General features: G+C 25.0%; 15 protein-coding genes. 5 read left to right on the top strand and 10 right to left on the bottom strand.

Annotated elements, in window-relative coordinates; genetic code table 11:
• Window positions 1-102: 102 nt before the first annotated feature.
• From BINT_RS07305 to BINT_RS07295, 3 genes are all read right to left on the bottom strand, one after another.
• Window positions 103-1377, bottom strand: coding sequence for a lipopolysaccharide biosynthesis protein (locus BINT_RS07305; protein WP_014487925.1), 1275 nt, complete (start codon window positions 1375-1377; stop codon window positions 103-105).
• Between the two features lie 36 nt (window positions 1378-1413).
• Window positions 1414-3042 carry a GldG family protein gene (locus tag BINT_RS07300; RefSeq protein ID WP_014487924.1) on the bottom strand — a complete coding sequence of 543 codons (1629 nt, stop codon included), beginning with the start codon at window positions 3040-3042 and terminating at the stop codon, window positions 1414-1416.
• A gap of 136 nt (window positions 3043-3178) precedes the next feature.
• The gene (locus tag BINT_RS07295) at window positions 3179-6184 is read right to left on the bottom strand and encodes a YidC/Oxa1 family membrane protein insertase (protein WP_014487923.1); all 3006 of its coding nucleotides are present in this window, start codon (window positions 6182-6184) and stop codon (window positions 3179-3181) included.
• 244 nt (window positions 6185-6428) lie between these two features.
• On the opposite strand from BINT_RS07295, the gene dxr reads away from it, so the two are divergent.
• Window positions 6429-7577, top strand: coding sequence for a 1-deoxy-D-xylulose-5-phosphate reductoisomerase (dxr, locus tag BINT_RS07290; protein ID WP_014487922.1), 1149 nt, complete (start codon window positions 6429-6431; stop codon window positions 7575-7577).
• 3 nt (window positions 7578-7580) lie between these two features.
• Here the strand turns inward: dxr and BINT_RS07285 are convergent, their stop codons facing one another.
• On the bottom strand, window positions 7581-8504 hold the full coding sequence (locus tag BINT_RS07285; RefSeq protein WP_041177601.1) for a hypothetical protein: 924 nt from the start codon (window positions 8502-8504) through the stop codon (window positions 7581-7583).
• 134 nt (window positions 8505-8638) lie between these two features.
• Here BINT_RS07285 and BINT_RS07280 point away from each other — a divergent pair, with 134 nt between their 5' ends.
• The 3 genes from BINT_RS07280 to BINT_RS07270 all read left to right on the top strand — a co-directional run bounded on the left by BINT_RS07280 (window position 8639) and on the right by BINT_RS07270 (window position 11936).
• A complete protein-coding gene (locus tag BINT_RS07280) occupies window positions 8639-9631 on the top strand; it encodes an alpha-1,2-fucosyltransferase (RefSeq protein ID WP_083818248.1) in 993 nt (330 codons plus the stop codon).
• Window positions 9632-9695: 64 nt separating this feature from the next.
• Window positions 9696-11432, top strand: coding sequence for a proline--tRNA ligase (locus BINT_RS07275; protein ID WP_041177330.1), 1737 nt, complete (start codon window positions 9696-9698; stop codon window positions 11430-11432).
• 87 nt (window positions 11433-11519) lie between these two features.
• Entirely contained in the window at window positions 11520-11936 is a 417-nt protein-coding gene (locus BINT_RS07270; RefSeq protein WP_014487918.1) for a GNAT family N-acetyltransferase, read from the top strand.
• Between the two features lie 19 nt (window positions 11937-11955).
• Here the strand turns inward: BINT_RS07270 and BINT_RS07265 are convergent, their stop codons facing one another.
• The 6 genes from BINT_RS07265 to BINT_RS07240 form a co-directional block, all read right to left on the bottom strand.
• Complete coding sequence (locus tag BINT_RS07265) at window positions 11956-13026, bottom strand: LptF/LptG family permease (RefSeq protein ID WP_014487917.1); 1071 nt, start codon at window positions 13024-13026, stop codon at window positions 11956-11958.
• Window positions 13026-13907, bottom strand: a complete 882-nt coding sequence (locus BINT_RS07260; protein ID WP_014487916.1) for a DUF2225 domain-containing protein — start codon at window positions 13905-13907, stop codon at window positions 13026-13028. Before BINT_RS07260 ends, BINT_RS07265 begins: the two co-directional genes overlap by 1 nt.
• Before the next feature lie 67 nt (window positions 13908-13974).
• Window positions 13975-15105 (bottom strand): hypothetical protein, encoded by a 1131-nt coding sequence (locus BINT_RS07255; RefSeq protein WP_014487915.1) that lies wholly within the window; start codon window positions 15103-15105, stop codon window positions 13975-13977.
• Window positions 15080-16615, bottom strand: a complete 1536-nt coding sequence (locus BINT_RS07250) for an NTP transferase domain-containing protein (protein ID WP_014487914.1) — start codon at window positions 16613-16615, stop codon at window positions 15080-15082. Before BINT_RS07250 ends, BINT_RS07255 begins: the two co-directional genes overlap by 26 nt.
• 21 nt (window positions 16616-16636) lie before the next feature.
• Complete coding sequence (locus tag BINT_RS07245) at window positions 16637-17179, bottom strand: hypothetical protein (RefSeq protein WP_014487913.1); 543 nt, start codon at window positions 17177-17179, stop codon at window positions 16637-16639.
• Window positions 17180-17239: 60 nt separating this feature from the next.
• Window positions 17240-18631, bottom strand: a complete 1392-nt coding sequence (locus BINT_RS07240) for an MATE family efflux transporter (protein ID WP_014487912.1) — start codon at window positions 18629-18631, stop codon at window positions 17240-17242.
• 126 nt (window positions 18632-18757) lie between these two features.
• On the opposite strand from BINT_RS07240, the gene BINT_RS07235 reads away from it, so the two are divergent.
• Window positions 18758-19693: a methylenetetrahydrofolate reductase gene (locus BINT_RS07235; RefSeq protein WP_014487911.1), complete on the top strand. Its 936-nt coding sequence runs from the start codon at window positions 18758-18760 to the stop codon at window positions 19691-19693.
• Window position 19694 lies beyond the last annotated feature (1 nt).

Below are 19694 nucleotides of genomic sequence, written 5' to 3'. Positions count from 1 at the left end.
TAATTTGTATTAGTAATAACAATAAACTATAAAAATTGTTTACTCTATGGCTTTGTCGAGGCTCAGAATTTTTATAATATTTTCAAATTATTATTTTTTATTTTAGTTTTCATTAGTTCTTAATATTATTCTATGTATTAATATGATTAAGATATTATATATAAGTAATGCTATAAAAAATATTTTCATTATGAAGATAAAATTTTCAAAGGTTCTAAGTCCGTTTCTTAATGAGAAATATACATAAGCAAATATAATCAAGTATCCGTAAAATGGTGCAAATAGTTTATAGGCAAGTCCATAATTAAATGCAATGACCGTAAAGCCTAAAGAAAATCCAAATATTACAGCCTGTGGAATCAATGGAATAATGGCTTCATATCTATTTGTAAATTGTATTAATACAATTTGTTTTGCAAATATAATCAAAAATGCTGACAAACAAATAGATGCAAATACAAAAAGAGCAATAGAATAATAAACGATCTTTCTTTCTTTATTTTTATTATTGTCTTTTTTAGCTATTAAAATATAAGAAAACATAACTGATGCAACAGGAGTTCCTATATAGAAAAACATTTTTATTATTAATGATATAGTAGAGTAGTAGCCTGCACTTGTTTTATCCAAATATCTATTTGCCATTAATACATCGCTTAATGATATCCAATTAAATATAAAATTTATAATAACTATATTTATTATATATGTTAAAAATTCTGATAAGTTTTTAATTGAAAAATAAGTTTTTATTTTATTAATTTGAACATAATAAGGCAGTTTGAGTTTCTTTAATTCTATTAAATTAATTATCAAATATAATACACAAAATAAAGACACAGATATAATAGCTCTTTCTAATGTCAATCCTGTTATAATAAAGTATGCAAGTAATAAAATCTTAGCTATAAATATTGAAATCAAACTAGCTGTATAATCATAAGCTATATAATTATTAATTTTTAATATAGACTGTGAAACTATAACCAAAATTGATGCAAATATTCCAATAGACATTATTAAAAGTGAACTATAACTTTTTATATTGAAAAGTATATCCATTAGCGGTATTGATAATATATAAATAACAAATATTATTATAGCAAGTATATATCCATAAGCCCAATAACTTTTAGCATCTTCATCATCTTTATAATTATGCATAATATAATAACTGAAACTTGATACTGTTAAAACTATTATTGAATATATATTGATTATACCATTATAGTGTGCGAAATCAGATATTGATAAACTTCTATTTATATATATTGAAGATATATAATTTAATACACTGGCAATGCCATTTATAAAAACTAATAAAGCATAGTTGATATAATATGAATATTTTTTGTATAGATTTTTTATATTATTCATATTATATTAACTTATGCAAATCTTTTATTGTAATAATTATCTTCTTCTTAAGAACCATATTAATATACCAAGTATACCGAATAAACAAGGCAAACCTATTTGAGCAACATATCTAATAAAATTAGTTTGAGTTGTTGTAAGAGTAAGGTTTTTAATGCTTGCTTCTTTAGGTCTTATAGTGATTTTCTGTCTTGCTTCCAATAGATAAGCAACAGTATTCATAAATAGGTCTTTATTTCCGGCAAAAGCAATATCTACAGACTGACCTTGTTCGGGATTGATGTATGCATTTAAAGCAAATGTAGCATCTCCAAATACTACGATTCTTGCTGGGTCTTTTCTTCCTTCTATTTCATAAGTACCGCTTATAGCCAAAGGCACAGGACCAGGTATATCTGTTCTCGGATTGAATCTAGCTCTTGATAAATCGAAAGTAGCTTCTTCTTTTCCGTAACCTTGAGGAGTAGTTGTAATTATATTTTCAAAACTTCCATTGTATTTATTTTCACCGCTTAATATACTTCTTGCAACAACCAAACAAGCAAATACATTTCCTTCTTTTAATGTTTGAGTTATTGGGTGAGAAGTATATTGAGGTACTATATTAACAGGTATAACTACACTTGAAGCTGTATCTATTATATAGTCATTTTTAGTTTTAAATCCCCAATCAGATAAGAAGTTTCCTAAATTGCTGTTAAATTTACTTCTATCCATAAAGCTATCATATAAAACAAGAAGTTTTCCGCCTGTTTTTACATAATTATTTAATTTGTCTATTTCAAAATCACTAAAAGTTTCCACAGGTGCAGCTATTACGATTAATGATGCATCTGTTGGTATATTTTCAAGTATTATATTTAATTCTTTTACTTTATAATTTTCATTTTCTAAATAAGTTTTAACATAAGATAAACCTTCACCGCCTCTGTCTTGTATTTGTCTTTCACCATGTCCTATTGTGAAGTATACTGTATAAGATTCTGTATCAAGCAAAGTGTATATAGATTGAGTGAATTTTTCTTCTCCTACAAATAAAGGATCAGAAGTAACTTTAGATTGAGTTGTTAAATCTTTTCTGTAAACTCTTACTTGTTTTCCTTGTCCGTAAGTAAATACTATTTCTCCAACCTGAGTCATTTGATATTTACTTTTAGCAGAAGGTTTTTCTATAGGGTTAATATATTCAACACTTATATGTTTATTTATTCTTTTATATTGTTCTAATAATAAATCCGCTCTCCAATCTGCTGATGTTGGATCTGTACTAGGTGATCTCAATACTACTATAGAAAGCGGACTATCTATTCTTGATAAAACGTCCATAGTTTGCTGAGATACTGTATATGATTTATTTTGTGTTAAGTCAAATCTTATAGGGAAATTTATACTTATAATATATAAACCTACAAGTATAGCAAGAATTATTATTAATGATAATATTCCAAAAAAAGCTTTATGTACAAATCGCATCTTCAAAAAAGATACTATTTGTTTTCTATCTACTATTAATGTAGTAATAGTTATTATGGAAGTTAATGCTAATACTGCCCAAAAAACAGGAGTAGGAGTTTGAGTTACTGCATAAAAGAAAATCCAAGCAAAAAATAATAATACCCAAGATGCTAATGTAGCTATTTTTAAATTAAATTTCTTATTTGACATTTAGTAAAAATCCGTTATTTTATAAATTTTAAATTAATTTGAATAAGTATTATATATAATTAACGATAAATTTCAATAGTTATGTTTAGTTACACTTATTCTGAAATATTATCGACAGTTTATATGCTTACTTTATTTATTTTAATTCTATTTCTCTAGAGTCTTTAGGATTCCAATTAGTATCTTTAGTATTCCAATCTATTGTATATTTTTTCCAATTATGCAAATTAAATATATTATCTTTTACTGTATAAAAAATATCAAAATTATAACGATTATAAAATTGCTTACTAATATCCCAAGTTTTTAATAGTATTATATTCGCTCCATTAGTTTTATAATCGTTAGTAATAATCTTATTATTAAAAGGATTTGTTATACCTTGTATATGTTTAGTAGCTAAATATGGAACATCTGCTATAGTCATAAAATTATTTTCTATTTTAATGTTTCCATGTGAATTAAAATCTTTATACATAAGTAAAGCATTATACCAAGAAACAAATTTTAATTTATTTTCAAATACCGTTGTGTTAACATCTCTTCCATGATCTGAAACTACTATTATTTTAGTATTGTCATAAACATCATTTTCTTTTAAAAAATCTATAAAATTAGTTAAAATATTTATAGAAGCTATATTAGCATAAAAATGTCTTGTACTATTTTCATCTTTATAAATTACCATATCTTCAGCTTTAACAGGTTTAATTATAGTATGAGGTAAATAATCAGATGAAAAAAACTGCGGATCATGTGTAATCATATTATGTAATATATTGTAATAATTACCTTCATTATTTATATTTATAAATTTCCTAATATTAGATAATATAGCATAACTATATATGCTGGGATTAACATTAAAATCATTATAATTAAACCAGTCACCATTACTATAAAAATCATATCTTAAATTAATAGGAATCATTTTAAAAATAGAAAATTTAAAAATTCTATTTTTTTGTTTTATCTTATTATGCTCATTGACATTAAAGTCTCGTATATTAAAATGTTGAGCAAGACTATAACTATCAACAATATTATTATTATATGCTTTTATGTTAGTATAGTCTTTGAATATACTAAGATCTGGTATTAATTTTAAATTAGCATAAACAGGTTCTAATAAAATAGAGTGATATCCATATTTTTCTAATGATAATGGTATAGTAAGCAAAGACTCATTATGTTTATTTTTTATATTACAACTTAAATTAGTACTTAATTCATAAGGTAAATAATCATATCCTCCATACAATGAAGATATGGATGTTGTAAAATCAGAAAAAGATACTGTATTAGGATAAATAATAAAACCATCTAATTTTTCTTTATATTCAGGAAATCTATCTAAAGCATCAATCCAATAAGAATTTATTGCTCTATCTAATATGAAAACAAATATATTTTCTCCTGTTTTTGATAAATTAAATATTTTAATATCATTTTTATTATTTGATATTGAAATTAATTTTGAATGTTCTTTAAATATTGTAATAATATTTAAAGTTGAAATACCAAATAAAGTTATGATTATTATAAAATAAATATTTATTAGAATATTAATATTTTTTTTAATGAATAATATTAATATTAGTACTGAAAAAATAAATAATATTACACTTATGTATATTTCTTTAAATGATGCTTTAAGAAAATTGGAATTATCAAATATAAAATCAGAATTAATATTTATATAGTTTCCTTTCATTATAAATGTATCTATTAAAAGTATAGATACAATAAAAATAGATAATAAAGTAATATAGTTTTTTATTTTTTCTGAAAATAGAAAATATATAAAAATAGGATAAAATAAAAACAATCCAGTACTTATTGTGAAATTATTTATTACCAAGTAAAAAGGATTTGTAAATTCTTGAGGTGATGCCCCTATAAGAGAACTAGGTATAAAAATACCAGATAATATTGTAATGACTAAACAATTTGTTAATATTAGCTTATATCTATTTTTTAAATAAATATCAAATATAATACTATTATTAAAAATATAAGAAAATATTTTATTCATATTAAAAACTATAAATAATATTGTTATGATTATAAAAATATTAATAGTGTAATTTTTTAAATATACTTTATAATATATATTTATTGCATCGTCAATATCTTCTATTTTTTTATTTAATGATATACTAACATATTTAGTATTTATAGTATTATCAATAAGTAATACATCTTCTATATTATCTGATAAGAAAACATCTGTATTAATATTTATATCAAATAAATCACTGCTTTTAAATATTTTACTATTATATTTGATTGTTGCTTCATAACCATAAATATTACCGTCTTTAAATGAATATACAAAATCAGATAAATATGCTTTTCTTTCTATACTAGCTAAAGAAATTAATAATATAAATACTGCAGTAATGATAATAAAAAATATGTTATATACTTTTAATAACTTATATTTATTTTTCAGAAATATTTCATATAATTTAAACTCTATTACAATATTCTTTATTAAAGAAAATAAACAATTAATAGTCCAATAAAATAAAAGTCCTGATGGTGAAGTATATAATAATACCAAAAAGATTAATGATACTATATATAATGGCAGACTCTCTTTGAACTTCAATTTTTTTGCATAAATAAATCCAGCAAGCAAACTAAATAAAGTCATTATAAATGGAAGTAAATTAATACTAATACTGCCAATATGTATTAAAGAATCTGGCTTAGATAAATCTTTTATAAATAAAAAACTCTGACCATTTAATACAGATATACTGTGTACAAAATTATATGCCGCCATAAAAAATGGTATTTGTATTAAAAGTCCTAGAGTACCTCTAAAAGCATATATAGTTTTATATCCATTAATTCTTTGACAAGCTCTTATTAAGAGATATCTTTGATCTCCTTTATATACAGATTTAATATTATCGATCATTGGCTTCATTTTATCTTGAATTGCTCTTTCTTTAGCCTGCCAAGATTCTGCTATATTATATAAAGGAAGTGATAAAAAATTTATACATAAACTTAGAAAAAATAAACTTACTCCATATCCTGATTGAAATACTGTATTAAATAAGTAAAATAATATTTCTATAATAAATTCTATTGGATAAATAAAGATATTATAAAGTATATCAAAAAACATTACAAATCCCCCAAGAAATTATTTTCTTCGAGTTTGTAATGTTTATTATAAGATGATAATTTATTGATTGTTGCCTGTTTACTATTATCATAATTTTCCTGCTTTATATTATATTATATTATATTATATATTTATTAATAAATATTTCAATATATAATAATTTTATAATATTTATTAATATATTGAAATAATTTAAAAATCGTTCTATTATTTATAAAATAAATATTTTTTATAGAGTTATATTATGAAAAAAAGAATTCTTTTATTGGGAGCTACAGGCTCTATTGGTACTAACACTTGTTCTGTTGTGAGAGAGTTTAATAATGACTTTGAAATAGTAGGAATGTCTACAAATAGTAAAATAGATATATTAAATACTTTATGTACAGAGTTCAAACCTAAAACTGTAAATATATCCGATAAGAATGCAGAGAATATTTTTAAAGATTATGATTGTGCTAAAAATCTAAATGTATATGAAGGAACTATAGCTGATTTTGTAAAGCATACTGATTTTGATATATTGGTTAATGCACTTACAGGATATGCAGGATTTTTGCCTACTGTTGAAGCAATAAAGAAAGGTAAAACTATTGCATTAGCCAATAAAGAAACATTGGTAGTAGGTGGAGATATAATAAATCAATTACTAAAAGAACATAATGCAAACTTAATACCTATAGACAGTGAACATTCTGCAATATTCCAGATGTTAAGACATTTTCCTAAAGAGTCACTTTCAAAAGTAATAATAACTGCGTCAGGTGGACCTTTTTTCAGAACTCTAAAAGAAGAACTAAAAAATGTTACTGTAGAAATGGCATTGAAACATCCTACTTGGGCTATGGGAAGTAAAATAACAATAGACAGTGCAACTATGATGAATAAAGGCTTTGAAGTTATAGAAGCTCATCATTTATTTAATTTAGATTATGATAAAATAGAAACTATTATTCATCCGCAGAGTTTAATACATTCTATGATAGAAATGAATGATGGAGAGATATATGCCCAGATTGGCAAAAATGATATGCGTCTTCCTATACAGCATGCATTAACTTATCCTCAAATTAGAAATACGCCTTTTGAAAAATTAAAATTATATGAACATTCCGAAATCAATTTTTATAAAATGGACTTTGATAAATTTATAATGCTTAGATTAGCTTATGAATGCGGAAAGAAAGGCGGACTTTATCCTTGTGTTTTAAATGCTGCTAATGAAATATGTGTGTATTCATTCTTAGAAAAAAGAATAGGATTTACTGACATATTTGATATTGTATCAAAAGTATGCGACAGAAAAATAAATGTTCCCTTAACTATAGATAATATTATCAATATGGATAGTGAAATAAGAAAAGAAACATCTTGGATAATTAAAAATAAATAAATCCTATAAATATTTATTTACTTCATTTTTTAGTATTAAATTAAAAAAATTATATACTATTTTGTCTGAAATAGATTTAGCTTTTTTATAACCTAAATGTATTGATAAAAAATTATTGATATTATATTTTAAATAATTTCTAATTTCATCTCTCATATTTTTTATAGGAACTAACCAACCTATATCTTTTGTAAATTTTTCACCTATAAATTTTTTATCTCTAGAAGCATTAAAAGGAAAATTATGATCATTAGTCTCAAATTCTTTTGCACTAATACTATGAAAATTATGTATTTTTGAAAGTATTGAAAATGCACTTTGATCATGCCTATTTTCTATAAATCCATCTAAATTATGAATATGCGATTTAGTATCATCAATTAATGAAAAATCATTATAAAATACATCTAACCACTCTTTTAAAAAAGAAACATTTTTTTCTGTTTTCTTTAAAATTAATCCTGTAGCACATCTTTGTTTTGAATCCGTAACTGATTTATCATTTATTTTATTAAAATAATTAAATAAATCTCCCTTAGTCCAACATTTTTCAAGAAACTCTAATTCAAAACATAAATTATCATATTCTATAACAATATCTAAATATTCATAAAGCCTTTTAATACCAGAATCATTAATATTACATCCTATGTCCATATATATTATGATATCTTCTTCATTAATTTTAATCATTTCATTTAGTATAATGAAAGGTTTCCATACCCAATAACCATACCTATATTTTGCCTTTAATTTATGATAAAAATTATCTTCGAATTTTTTATCAGTTGGCAGATTAAATTGATTATATACAAATATATCATCAAATATATCTATTTTTTTAGCTTGCTGCATAAATCTAGTATATGATGGATATAAATCTAGACTATAAAATGAACATAAATAAATATTTCTATTTTTATACATATTAATTGATTACCTATTTAAATTATATTTTTATTAATTATAGATAAATTTAAACTATTTTTCAATAGATCATATATATTAATTAATTATTGAAAAAATATTTTTTACATATATAATTAATATGCATATAAAAAATGGAGAATAAAATGTTGCATGATGATTATGATCATTTTATAAATAAATTAGTTTGGCTTATTCCTTTTTCTAAACATAGAAACAATTTCAGAAATATATTAAATGATATAGTTAACACAATGTATAAAATTGAGTATTTAACAGATGTCAATAATTCTACTTATTATGAAGATATGATAATAATAGATCAAATGGATGGTTTTTCTGGTCAATTAGGCAGATATATGTTAGGAGAATATATAAAAGATCATTATAACAAAAAGGTAAAATATAATTTAAATTGGTATTCAGAATTTGGATTGGATTGTGATAAAAAAGAAAAACGTGAATTTGATTTATTAAATTGTTTTCAAGATATAAAAATAGAAACTGTAACAAAAAAAGAGGCTAATTTATATAAAAGATTATTTTATTATTCTGATGGCAATATAAATAATATATATGAAGCCTGCAAATTGAAAAAAAATATTTATTTATATGTATTTCCTACTCTTAATTTATTTGATAAAGAATATATTAATACTAAATTAGATATACACAAAAACTTATACCCTAGATTAAAAGGAAATAATTTAGAAATGTATAATGATATTATAAAACATCCTGCTTCTGTATCAGTTCATATAAGAAGAGGTGATATATATTCTCATGGAGGATTTGGAGTATTTAACAAAAATGAAAAAAATTATAAAGAGTATATATTTAAATCAATATATAAAATGATAGATTTATTACAACCTATAAAACCAAAATTTTATTTTTTCTCTAATGATATGAAATGGGTAAAAAATAATATACTAAAATATCTAAATAAAGAAGTTGATTATATATATAATGATTATAATAAAAATCAAGTTTATATGGATATATATTTACTATCTTTAGCAAAACATATGATATTCACAATAGGAGCTTTTTCAAGAACCGCATATATGTTTAATAAAAATCAAAATATTATAGTTATAACTGCAGATAATATAAATTTATTGTAGTTGATAATTTTAATTTTATAATATATCATTAATAAAAAATTTTTAATCTTTTAAGGGAAATATTATGCGTTTATCAAAATTATTTATGCCTACATTAAAAGAAGCACCTAGCGATGCAATAATAGCTTCAAATAAATTAATGTTAAGAGCAGCACTTGCAAGAAAAATATCAAATGGTCTTTATTCATATTTACCTCTTGGAGTTAGAGTGTTAAATAAGATATCTAATATCATAAGAGAGGAAATGGATGCAATAGGTTCTAATGAATGCATAATGCCCATACTTGTTTCAAAGGAATTATTAACACCTTCAGGAAGATGGGAAAGATTTAAAAAAGAATTATTCAGATTGAAAGATAGAAACGATGTTGATATGGCAATGGGCCCTACTCATGAAGAAGCTTTCACTATTACAGCACAAAATGAAATACAATCATATAAAGATTTTCCATTAACATTATATCAAATACATACAAAATTCAGAGATGAAATACGTCCAAGATTTGGAGTTATACGTTCAAAAGAATTTACTATGAAAGATGCTTATTCATTTCATATAACTAAAGAATGTCTTGATAAAACTTATAATGATATGAGCGGTGCTTATACAAAAATTTTCAAAAGAATGGGACTTGATACTGTAAGCGTAAAAGCAGACAGCGGAGCAATGGGCGGAGAAGGCAGCGAAGAGTTTATGGTATTAAGCGAAGTAGGTGAGGAAACAATTATATTCTGTTCTAAATGTGATTACAGAGCTAATGTTGAAAAAGCTAATGTCAGAGAAGAGGAAGCAGCTAAATCTTATACTGATAAAGCATTAGAAGAAGTTCATACTCCTAATATAAAAACTATAAATGATTTAGAAAAGTTCTTTAATACATCTTCAAAAAATTTTATTAAAAGTATAATTTATAAAACAGAAGAAGATGAAGTTATATTGGTTGCTATAAGAGGTGATTTAGAAATTAATGAAACTAAATTATCTAATGCATTAGGAGGACTCGATATAGAACTTGCAGATGAAGAAACTGTAAAAGAAGTTACAGGTGCTAGAGTAGGTTTTGCTTCTCCTGTAGGATTAAAAAAGAAAATAAGAATATTTGCTGATAATTCTATAAAATCAGTAGCTGATGCAATAGTTGGCGGTAACAAAGATGATACTCATATAAAAAATGTTAATATAGAAAGAGATTTTAATATTGATGTATGGGGTGATTTTAGAACAGCTAAAGAAGGCGACAGATGTCCAGTGTGCGGAGAAGTTCTTTATCAGAAAAAAGGTTTAGAGTTAGGACATATTTTCAAACTTGGTGATAAATATACAGAGGCTTTCAATTTTAAAGTATTAGATGAAAATAATAAAGAGATTACTCCTATAATGGGTTGTTATGGAATTGGAGTTAATAGAGCTTTGGCTTCGGTTATAGAACAAAATTATGATGATAAAGGTATAATATTCCCTATAAGTGTTGCTCCTTATGAAGCTATAGTGGTTGCCATTGATAAAGAAACAGAAGACTCATTTAAAAAAGCAGAAGAAATATATAATGCTTTAAACTCTATTGGTGTTGAAACTATGTTTGATGACAGAAAAGAAAGACTTGGAGTTAAACTTAATGACTGTGATTTGATTGGTATTCCTATGAGAATAATAGTTGGTAAAAAAGCACTTCAAAGAGGAGTTGTTGAATTCAAGCTTAGAAAATCACAGGAAAGTGTTGAGGTAAAAGTTGAAGAAATAATTGAATATGTAAAAACAAAAAAACAAGAATTATTCAATGAAATAAACAGTAAATTATAATAAAATATAGTTTAAATAAATGAATAGGGAAGTGATTATATTTCCTTATTCATTTTTATTTTAAATTCATTATTTTTAAATATTAAAATGGAAAATTTAGAAATTGTAAATAATATTAATGATAATATAATAGATTCTATTTCTTTAATATCTTCAAAAAGTGAATATACACATTTATCAAAAGATTATATAAAACAGTATATAAAAGATAAATATCATAAAGTTATTATAATAAAAGATGATAATCAAATAACAGGATTTTTAATATATTTTTTACTAGAACCTGAAGCAGATATAATATTTATAGCTTCATATCCCAATAATAAAGGTTATGGCAAAAAATTGTTATCATATTTATTTGATGATGCAAAAAATAATAATGTAAACAGTATAAAATTAGATTTACATGAAAATAATATTAATGCTAAAAACTTCTATATAAAAAATGGATTTAAAGAAATCGCTGTTAGAAAAAATATTATGATGATCAATTTAATGCTTTAATTATGGAAAAAGAATTAAATTAATGGAATTTCTTAAATGCTAATATACAAAGTATAGCAAATATAATATTAGGCATCCAAGCTGCAATAAAAGGATTCATATTGCCTGCCTCTCCCATAGATCTAAATATCATAAGTATAGAGTAATACATCAAAGCAACTATGATAACCATAACTAAACTTATAACTAAAACACTTTGAGTTGAAAATTTAGAAAATAATGAAGCAAGCAATACAATAATAAAACCTGAAAAACAATATGATATTCTATAATGTAAGTCTGTTTCTAATCTTGAAGTATTCATGTTAACTTCTTTTTGCAGTTTTATAATACGAGCTTCTTCTGTTAAACTCATGGAATCTAGAAGAGGTCTTCCATAAAAATGTTCAGGACGTTCCAAAACATCTAATGGATAATTATTTATTTTTTCAACTTTTATTTCTTTGTTTTCATTGAATGTAGTTAATATTCCATTTAAAACATACCATTTTTTATCTTCATTGTTCCATTGTATATGAGGGCTTGATATTCTAAATTTAATTCCTCCATCATCATTAAGTTTTAATACAATGGTATTTTTCATATATTGTTCTTTATAAAAATAAGTTTCTATAAAATATAAATAATTATTTCCTCCAAAGAGTTCCCACGGTCCACTTTTAGATGCCTGATCATATCCATTTATAGTATCATTTGCTATGAAAGATTTTTTATTTGACGGAGCAGCCACAAATTGCCAAAATAATACTAGAAATAAACATAAACCAATTACAATAATAAACATTGGCATAGAAAATCTAAATAAACTAATTCCTGAATTTTCAATGGCAAGCATTTCCTTATTTTTTACAAATGTTCCTAATACATAAGTTGATGAAAACATTAAAGCTACAGGAAATATATAGTATATATTATGAGGTATTCTAAAAGAATGGTATATAATAATATATTTCAACACTTCAGGACGCTGAATATAATATGATAATCTGCCGCTTAGTTCAGCTATAGTAACTAGCACAACAAAAAGCAGCAAAGAACCAAAAAAGAAAGATAGAAATTCTTTTAATAAATAAGCATTCAATTTCTTCATTAGCTTACATCTATACCATATTCTTCATTAAGCTGATTTAATTCTTCCGTTATAGCGACATGAAGTTCCTTTATTTTTTCAAGTAAAGCAGAAGGTTTTGACTTACTGCTTTTTCCAGATCCAAATATTTTACTTATTTTTCTCTTAGCCTGAACAAGGGTTTCTGCTTTTACTTTAGGATCTGGTATAAATTTAGAAGCATCCATTCCAAGCAATGCTCCCATATAAAGCATACCCTCATATCCAAAATTATTATCTATATCAGGACCAAATGATTTTAATTTTTCAAAATTTTCTTTTCCATTTTGCATACACTCTATAGAAGCAGAGTATAATTCGCTAGCTTTATATTGAAAGAAAGGAATAAGTCTATCATAATTTTCATTAGGATAGACATTTGCCAAATCTTCCAAAGTCCAACTTAATCTCAAAGAACATAAAGCCTTTTTTAAAGTAGGTGCGCTGTCCTTTCCTATATAACGATATCCATCTAAAGCTAAGAAATAACTGGCAGCACCTTCTATAAGTGTTCTATGTCTTGTAAAATCTACATCGTTTCCAAAAAATTCTTTCATATATGAAGCTCTTAGTTTCGCACCATCTGCAGCTTCATCTATTTTTTTATGATCTATTAAGTTAAAATCCTCTTGAAAAGCTGCATATAAACAATGAGGACAAACTACTACTACATATATTAAAGGGTAAACTGTACCATATTTTTTACTTTTTTCATAAGTTCTTCTTAAATCATCTCTTAATTTTCCAGCAATTAATCTTCCCCCACCTGTAAGAAGCATTTCATGATAAAATTCATTTTTACATACAGGGCAAGTTCTTGGGTTTTTCTCTATAAACGATATTTTTGGTTGATCATCACTCATAAAAAAATCCTATTAATACTTATTTTTATAACATTTATAATATAAAAATGTTAAATCAATTATCGGTTTATTTTAATTTTTCAATATCACTTATATTAATCTTTGTAATTCTAAGTTCATTAAATATATTGTTATAATACAATATATAAAAATATGGATATTGTGCTGATTTCAATCTTACATTTCCTATACTTGTTCCTAAAACTGATAAATCTATGATTCTATTATCCATAAATAAGTACTTATTACCATTCTCTTTAGTGTATAAAACCATTATTTGTGCTGCATAGTCCAATGCTGAATCTAAAGAGATTATATTTTCATCTTCAGTAATTATTGCACCATTAGTAAATACTCCATCATAAAATCTAGTATAATTAATAGTTTGAGGATTATCTTTTGTAAGATAAACTATATTAAATCTGTTATGCTCTTCATAAGAAACAGAATAAATACTAGAATTAGTTACTATTGCTCTGTCATCAAAAAATTTAAATGCAGTATTGGTTTTTCTAGAACCATATAATATATTACCTGTTTGATATTCATGCATATATAATGCATAACCGTCTTTTTCCGCAACTGGATAAACACTGTCAACTATTCTGTTAGTATAAATAAAATCAGAAAAGAAATTATCCCTATAAAATCTTGATACGGATAATATGCCTCTATTATCTACAAAAAATAATGTAGGATAATTGAATGCTGACATAACTAATTTCAAATCAACAATTTTTCTGTTCTGCCTTATATCCATAGTATAATTATTAAAAGTACCGGAATTATTATTGACATATAATATTTTATTTGCTTTATTATATGATACATGTACATTTCTATTGTTTAATGCTATACTTACAAAGTTACCAAGATCCCTATTATTATCTAATATAGTTCTAGTAAAATTTCCGTCTTTTCCAGTAACATATACTGCCGTATTAAGAAGATTATCATAATAAGCAAAATGCACATTATTGTATCCGTCTATAAATAACTCACTAATATATGGTTCCTCCCTTAAAGAGGCTATGGACCAAGTGTAAAGCGATTCAAACCCGCTCATTCTAACATAATGCTCTGTAAGGGGAGGAGCATCTTTTTTTATTTCTTTTTGATATTGTGCATTTAAACTTGCAAATAATATTATTATTGTAACAAATATTAATACACTATTTCTTTTTAGATTTTTTAGCATCTTCTATTTTGCTTACAGCTTCAACACCTTCTTCTTTAGGTCTTATGAATCTGCATTTTATCACATTGCCTTTATCATCAAGTAATGCTTTTATATGAGAATAATAGAATATACAATGTTCTATATAGGCATTATCATCAACAATAGAGCCATATAAATAGCTTACTCCTTTAATAAGTACATTAGATCCAATATTAACAGGGTGATTATCGCTTCCTGTAACATTAACACCTCTTTCTAAAGTAGTATTCTTTCCTATATATACATTACCTTTAATCTGATTTCCAGAATATATCTTAACATTATCATCTAATATAAGTTTCTGATTCTCCAAGCAAGAAAGCAGCACATTATCTCCTATATATGCATGCTCGCCAAGATATACATTACCTTCTATTTTAGCACCATGTGATATTGTAACTCCATAATTAACTTTGACACCTTTACCTATATAAGCACCTTTTCCTATATATATATCCAAAGGCTTTTCATCTTTATCTATTTCTAATATCTGCTCAACGACAGAATCATCAATGAAGAAATCTTCTCCATCATATATAGTGATTATGTTCTTAAGTTTATTATAAACATTAGATCTGGCTATAGATTCCATCTCTTTAAGAACTGTTTTATCATTGAATCCCAAAACAACTCTGCTATCTTTAGGCATATAAGTAGATATTGATAAATTATTATTAATAAAAATTTCTATCAAATCTGTTAGATATAATTCATTTTGTGCATTATTAGACTCTAATTTTTGTATAAGCTCTTCTAAAGGCTTCATTTTAAAACCATATATACCAGCAACATACTCATTAAAATTGTCTAATAATTCATCTTTTTCATAGGAGAATTTTTCATCTTTATAAACTTTAAATAGTTTTTTATCATCTGGCATAGCAAGTATGTCTTTATACTCAATAACTCCTATAACATTACCTTGAGAGCCTTGTCTGTATTTGCTTTTTTTGCCATCGCAAGTAAGACCTCTGCTTCTTAGTATTCTTCCATAATAGTTACTTCCTTTAGGACCATCATACATAGCAGTCATAACTATCATATCAGTTTTAGATTTCAAAAATTCCTCATGAAACTCTTTCATAGTTTCAGAGTCAATAAGACCCATATCAGCATATATTACATAACAATATTTTATATTTTTTAAATCACTCTTATCAAGTCCAACTTTTACAGCATGACCTGTACCTCTTTGTTCTTCCTGATAAGCAAAATTAGTGTTAGCCTGCTTTCCAACTGCATTAGCAACATCAAGAGCTTTTATTCCAACAACTATTGTTATATTGCTTTTAGGCATACCATTTTTTACTGCAAGTCTAACCCTTTCAATACTAGGAACTCCCCATATAGTGTGAAGCATTTTAGATGTAGAACTTCTAATTCTTTTACCATGACCAGCAGCTAAGATTATCACCAATGTATCATTTTTTGAAAACTTAGATGATAATGATGCAAGAGCATTCTCGATTTCAACTACATTTTTTTCCATAGGTAACTCCTAATTATATGTTTATTTTTTATTTTGTTTATTTGTATATATTTGTTCAAATACAGGCTTTTTTATATTAATATTTTTAGAATAGAAATCTGAATTTACAGTTTTATCATTAACTTGTAAATCATTATTTTTAGAATCTATTTTTTCTTTTGCTTTTAAAATATCTTCTAAACTATTTTTTTTATAATTGTTTGGAAGAATTGCATTTTTACTATTTAATTCCAATTTATCATTTTCATTATCTTTATTGAAAGTTTCATCTTCTTTAAGCCATTTTCTAAGCACTTTAACCACAGATTCTGCCAATTTATCTAGCTTTTGTTTAGCTCTTACATTTCCTCCGAGATTAGAATCTTCTTTCATAATAAATTTATAAAGCTGCATAGCTTTTATTATATTTTTCTTTTCAAAATTATAATAATCTGCAACTTTTTCTATGCCACCATAGTAGGAAGCCGTAAGATAGCATCTATAAGCACCTTCTATATCTTTCTGGTTAAAAAGTTCATTACCTTTTCTAACCAAGGCACTTCTTGTAGAATCTTTTATTTCCATAGTCTACATTATATACTTATAATAGAAAACTGCAAGCATTAATTTAATAAATATATTATGTTAAATTGTTTTTCGTAACTCAGATTTCATTTCTTTTATCATACTATATCCAAGCGGTATAGAGAGTAAAAAGGTAAGAAAATCAGAAAAAGGCTGAGCTATTTCTATACCTGTTATGCCGAATATTTTAGGAAGTATGTATATTATTGGTATAAAGAATATTCCTTGTTTTGCAACTGCCAAAATGGAAGCTCTTATAGTTTTTCTAGTAGTTTGAAGCATCATGCTGGATAATGTTATAAATCCCCATAAAGGCAAACTTAATGCCTGATAATGTAATGCATTATATGCAACAGATAATAACGCTTCGTCTTTATCATTAAATAAATGCACAATTTGTGATGAATTAATAAATATAAAGATAGAAAGCATAATTAATATAAATGTAGATACTTTAACACAAAAGAAGAAAGCTTTTATAACTCTGTCATATTTCTTAGCACCATAATTAAATCCGCATACAGGCTGAAAACCTTGTCCGAATCCTATTATTGCAGAATTGGCAAACATAGCCACTCTATTAACTATAGACATAGCCGCTATTGCTGCATCTCCAAATGGGGCAGAAGCGGTATTTAAAAATGCTGTAGAAAAACTGGATATACTTTGTCTGCAAAGACTAGGAAGTCCTCCTACTATTATAGCTTTATATTTTTGAATGCTAGGCGAGAAATCTTTTAATTTTATAGGTAAAGTTCCCCATACATTAGTTCCTATTAAAAGTATACAAAATCCTACAAATTGACTTATTATTGTACCTATAGCAGCACCTTTTACACCCATAGAAAAATGAAATATCAAAATTGGGTCTAATATTATATTTAAAATTGCCCCTGTTATCAAGCCTATCATGGCAAATAAAGCATTTCCCTGAAGTCTTAATTGGTTATTAAGAACTAGAGAGGCTGTCATATATGGGGCACCTATCAAAATATATTTCATATAACTTATAGAGTATGGAAGTATTGTTTCTGTTGAACCAAGTACATGTGCCAGAGGCTTAATAAATGTTATTCCTAATATCAATATAATAAATCCTACTATCATTGCCGATAAAAATCCAGTAGCAGCCATTTTTGAGGCTTCTTCTGTTTCTTTTGCTCCGAGTTTAATTGATATATAATTACCTGAACCATGTCCAAAAAAGAATCCTATAGCCTGTATTATAGCCATCATTGAAAATACTATTCCTACTGCTGCAGTGGATTGAGTATTTATTTTACTTACAAAAAATGTATCTGCCATATTGTAAAATGAAGTTGTAAGCATACTTATAATTGTAGGTATACCCATTTTTATAACTAGAAATTCTATTTTTGATTCTGTTAATTCCTTATATTTTCTTATTTGTCTTTCGGTTTCTTTTAATGTGGCATCTTCACTTACATTCATAATATATCCTGAAAAATTATAACTTTAAGTAGTATATAACTTTTTTATATAACTTCAATATGATTTTTTATTTGACTTTTTTTGTTTTTTTAGTAGGATATTAACATAATATTTAGGATATATAGTATGAACAATAATAGCAGTAATGTAGAAAATTTTATAACCAAATTAGAAAATAGAGATGAATACACTTTTACATTAGAGATATCTCCTCAGGCTAAATATGATTTAGGATACATAGAAGAAAAAATAAATAATTCAAATATATCAAATTATATAGACGGATTTGTTGTAACTGATTCACCATTTGCTAATTTAAAAATATCATCAATACTTGCAGCATTGCAATTGCATCAAAGACTCAATAATAATAAGCCTTTCATTGCAACACAAACTATGAGAGATAAAAATTCAATAGCTTTGCAAAATGATTTGATAGGTGCAAATTATTTTGATATAAGAATGATACTCGCTGTTACAGGAGATCCTATAAATGGCGGAAATCAAAAACAGGCTAAATCTGTATTTGAAGGTAACTCTGAATTACTTATAGCTATAATAAAAGACCTCAATAAAGGTAAGAGTTTAGGAGAGTTTACTTTTAAAGAACCATTGAAGCATATATATCCTTTTTGTGTAATAAATAGTTATGCAAAAAACAATGACAACTTAAAAGTAAGACTTGCTAAAAAAGCCAATTCAGGAGTCAAAGCAATATTTACACAGCCTATATATGAAGCTGAAAGGTTAGAGCTATTATTAAAATGGATAGATGAACTTCCATTAAAAAATAAGCCTGTATTAGTTCCAGGATTCTTTCCAATACTCACTTATAAAACAGCATATTTCATATATTATAAACTTCCCGGAGCTTATATCCCAGAAACTTGGCTTCATAAACTCAAAAAAGCTAGTGATAAATCTCCAGAAGAAGAAAAAAAAGTTGCAGTTGAATTATCATCTGATTTATTTCACAGTATGCTTAAAAAACATAAAAAAATGCATATAATGAGTATGAACAATTATGATTTTGTTGTTGATTTATTAAAAACTATAAAATAAA

This window comes from Brachyspira intermedia PWS/A (genome assembly GCF_000223215.1).
GTDB lineage: Bacteria > Spirochaetota > Brachyspiria > Brachyspirales > Brachyspiraceae > Brachyspira > Brachyspira intermedia.
This window is presented reverse-complemented; position numbering and strand designations above follow the sequence as displayed.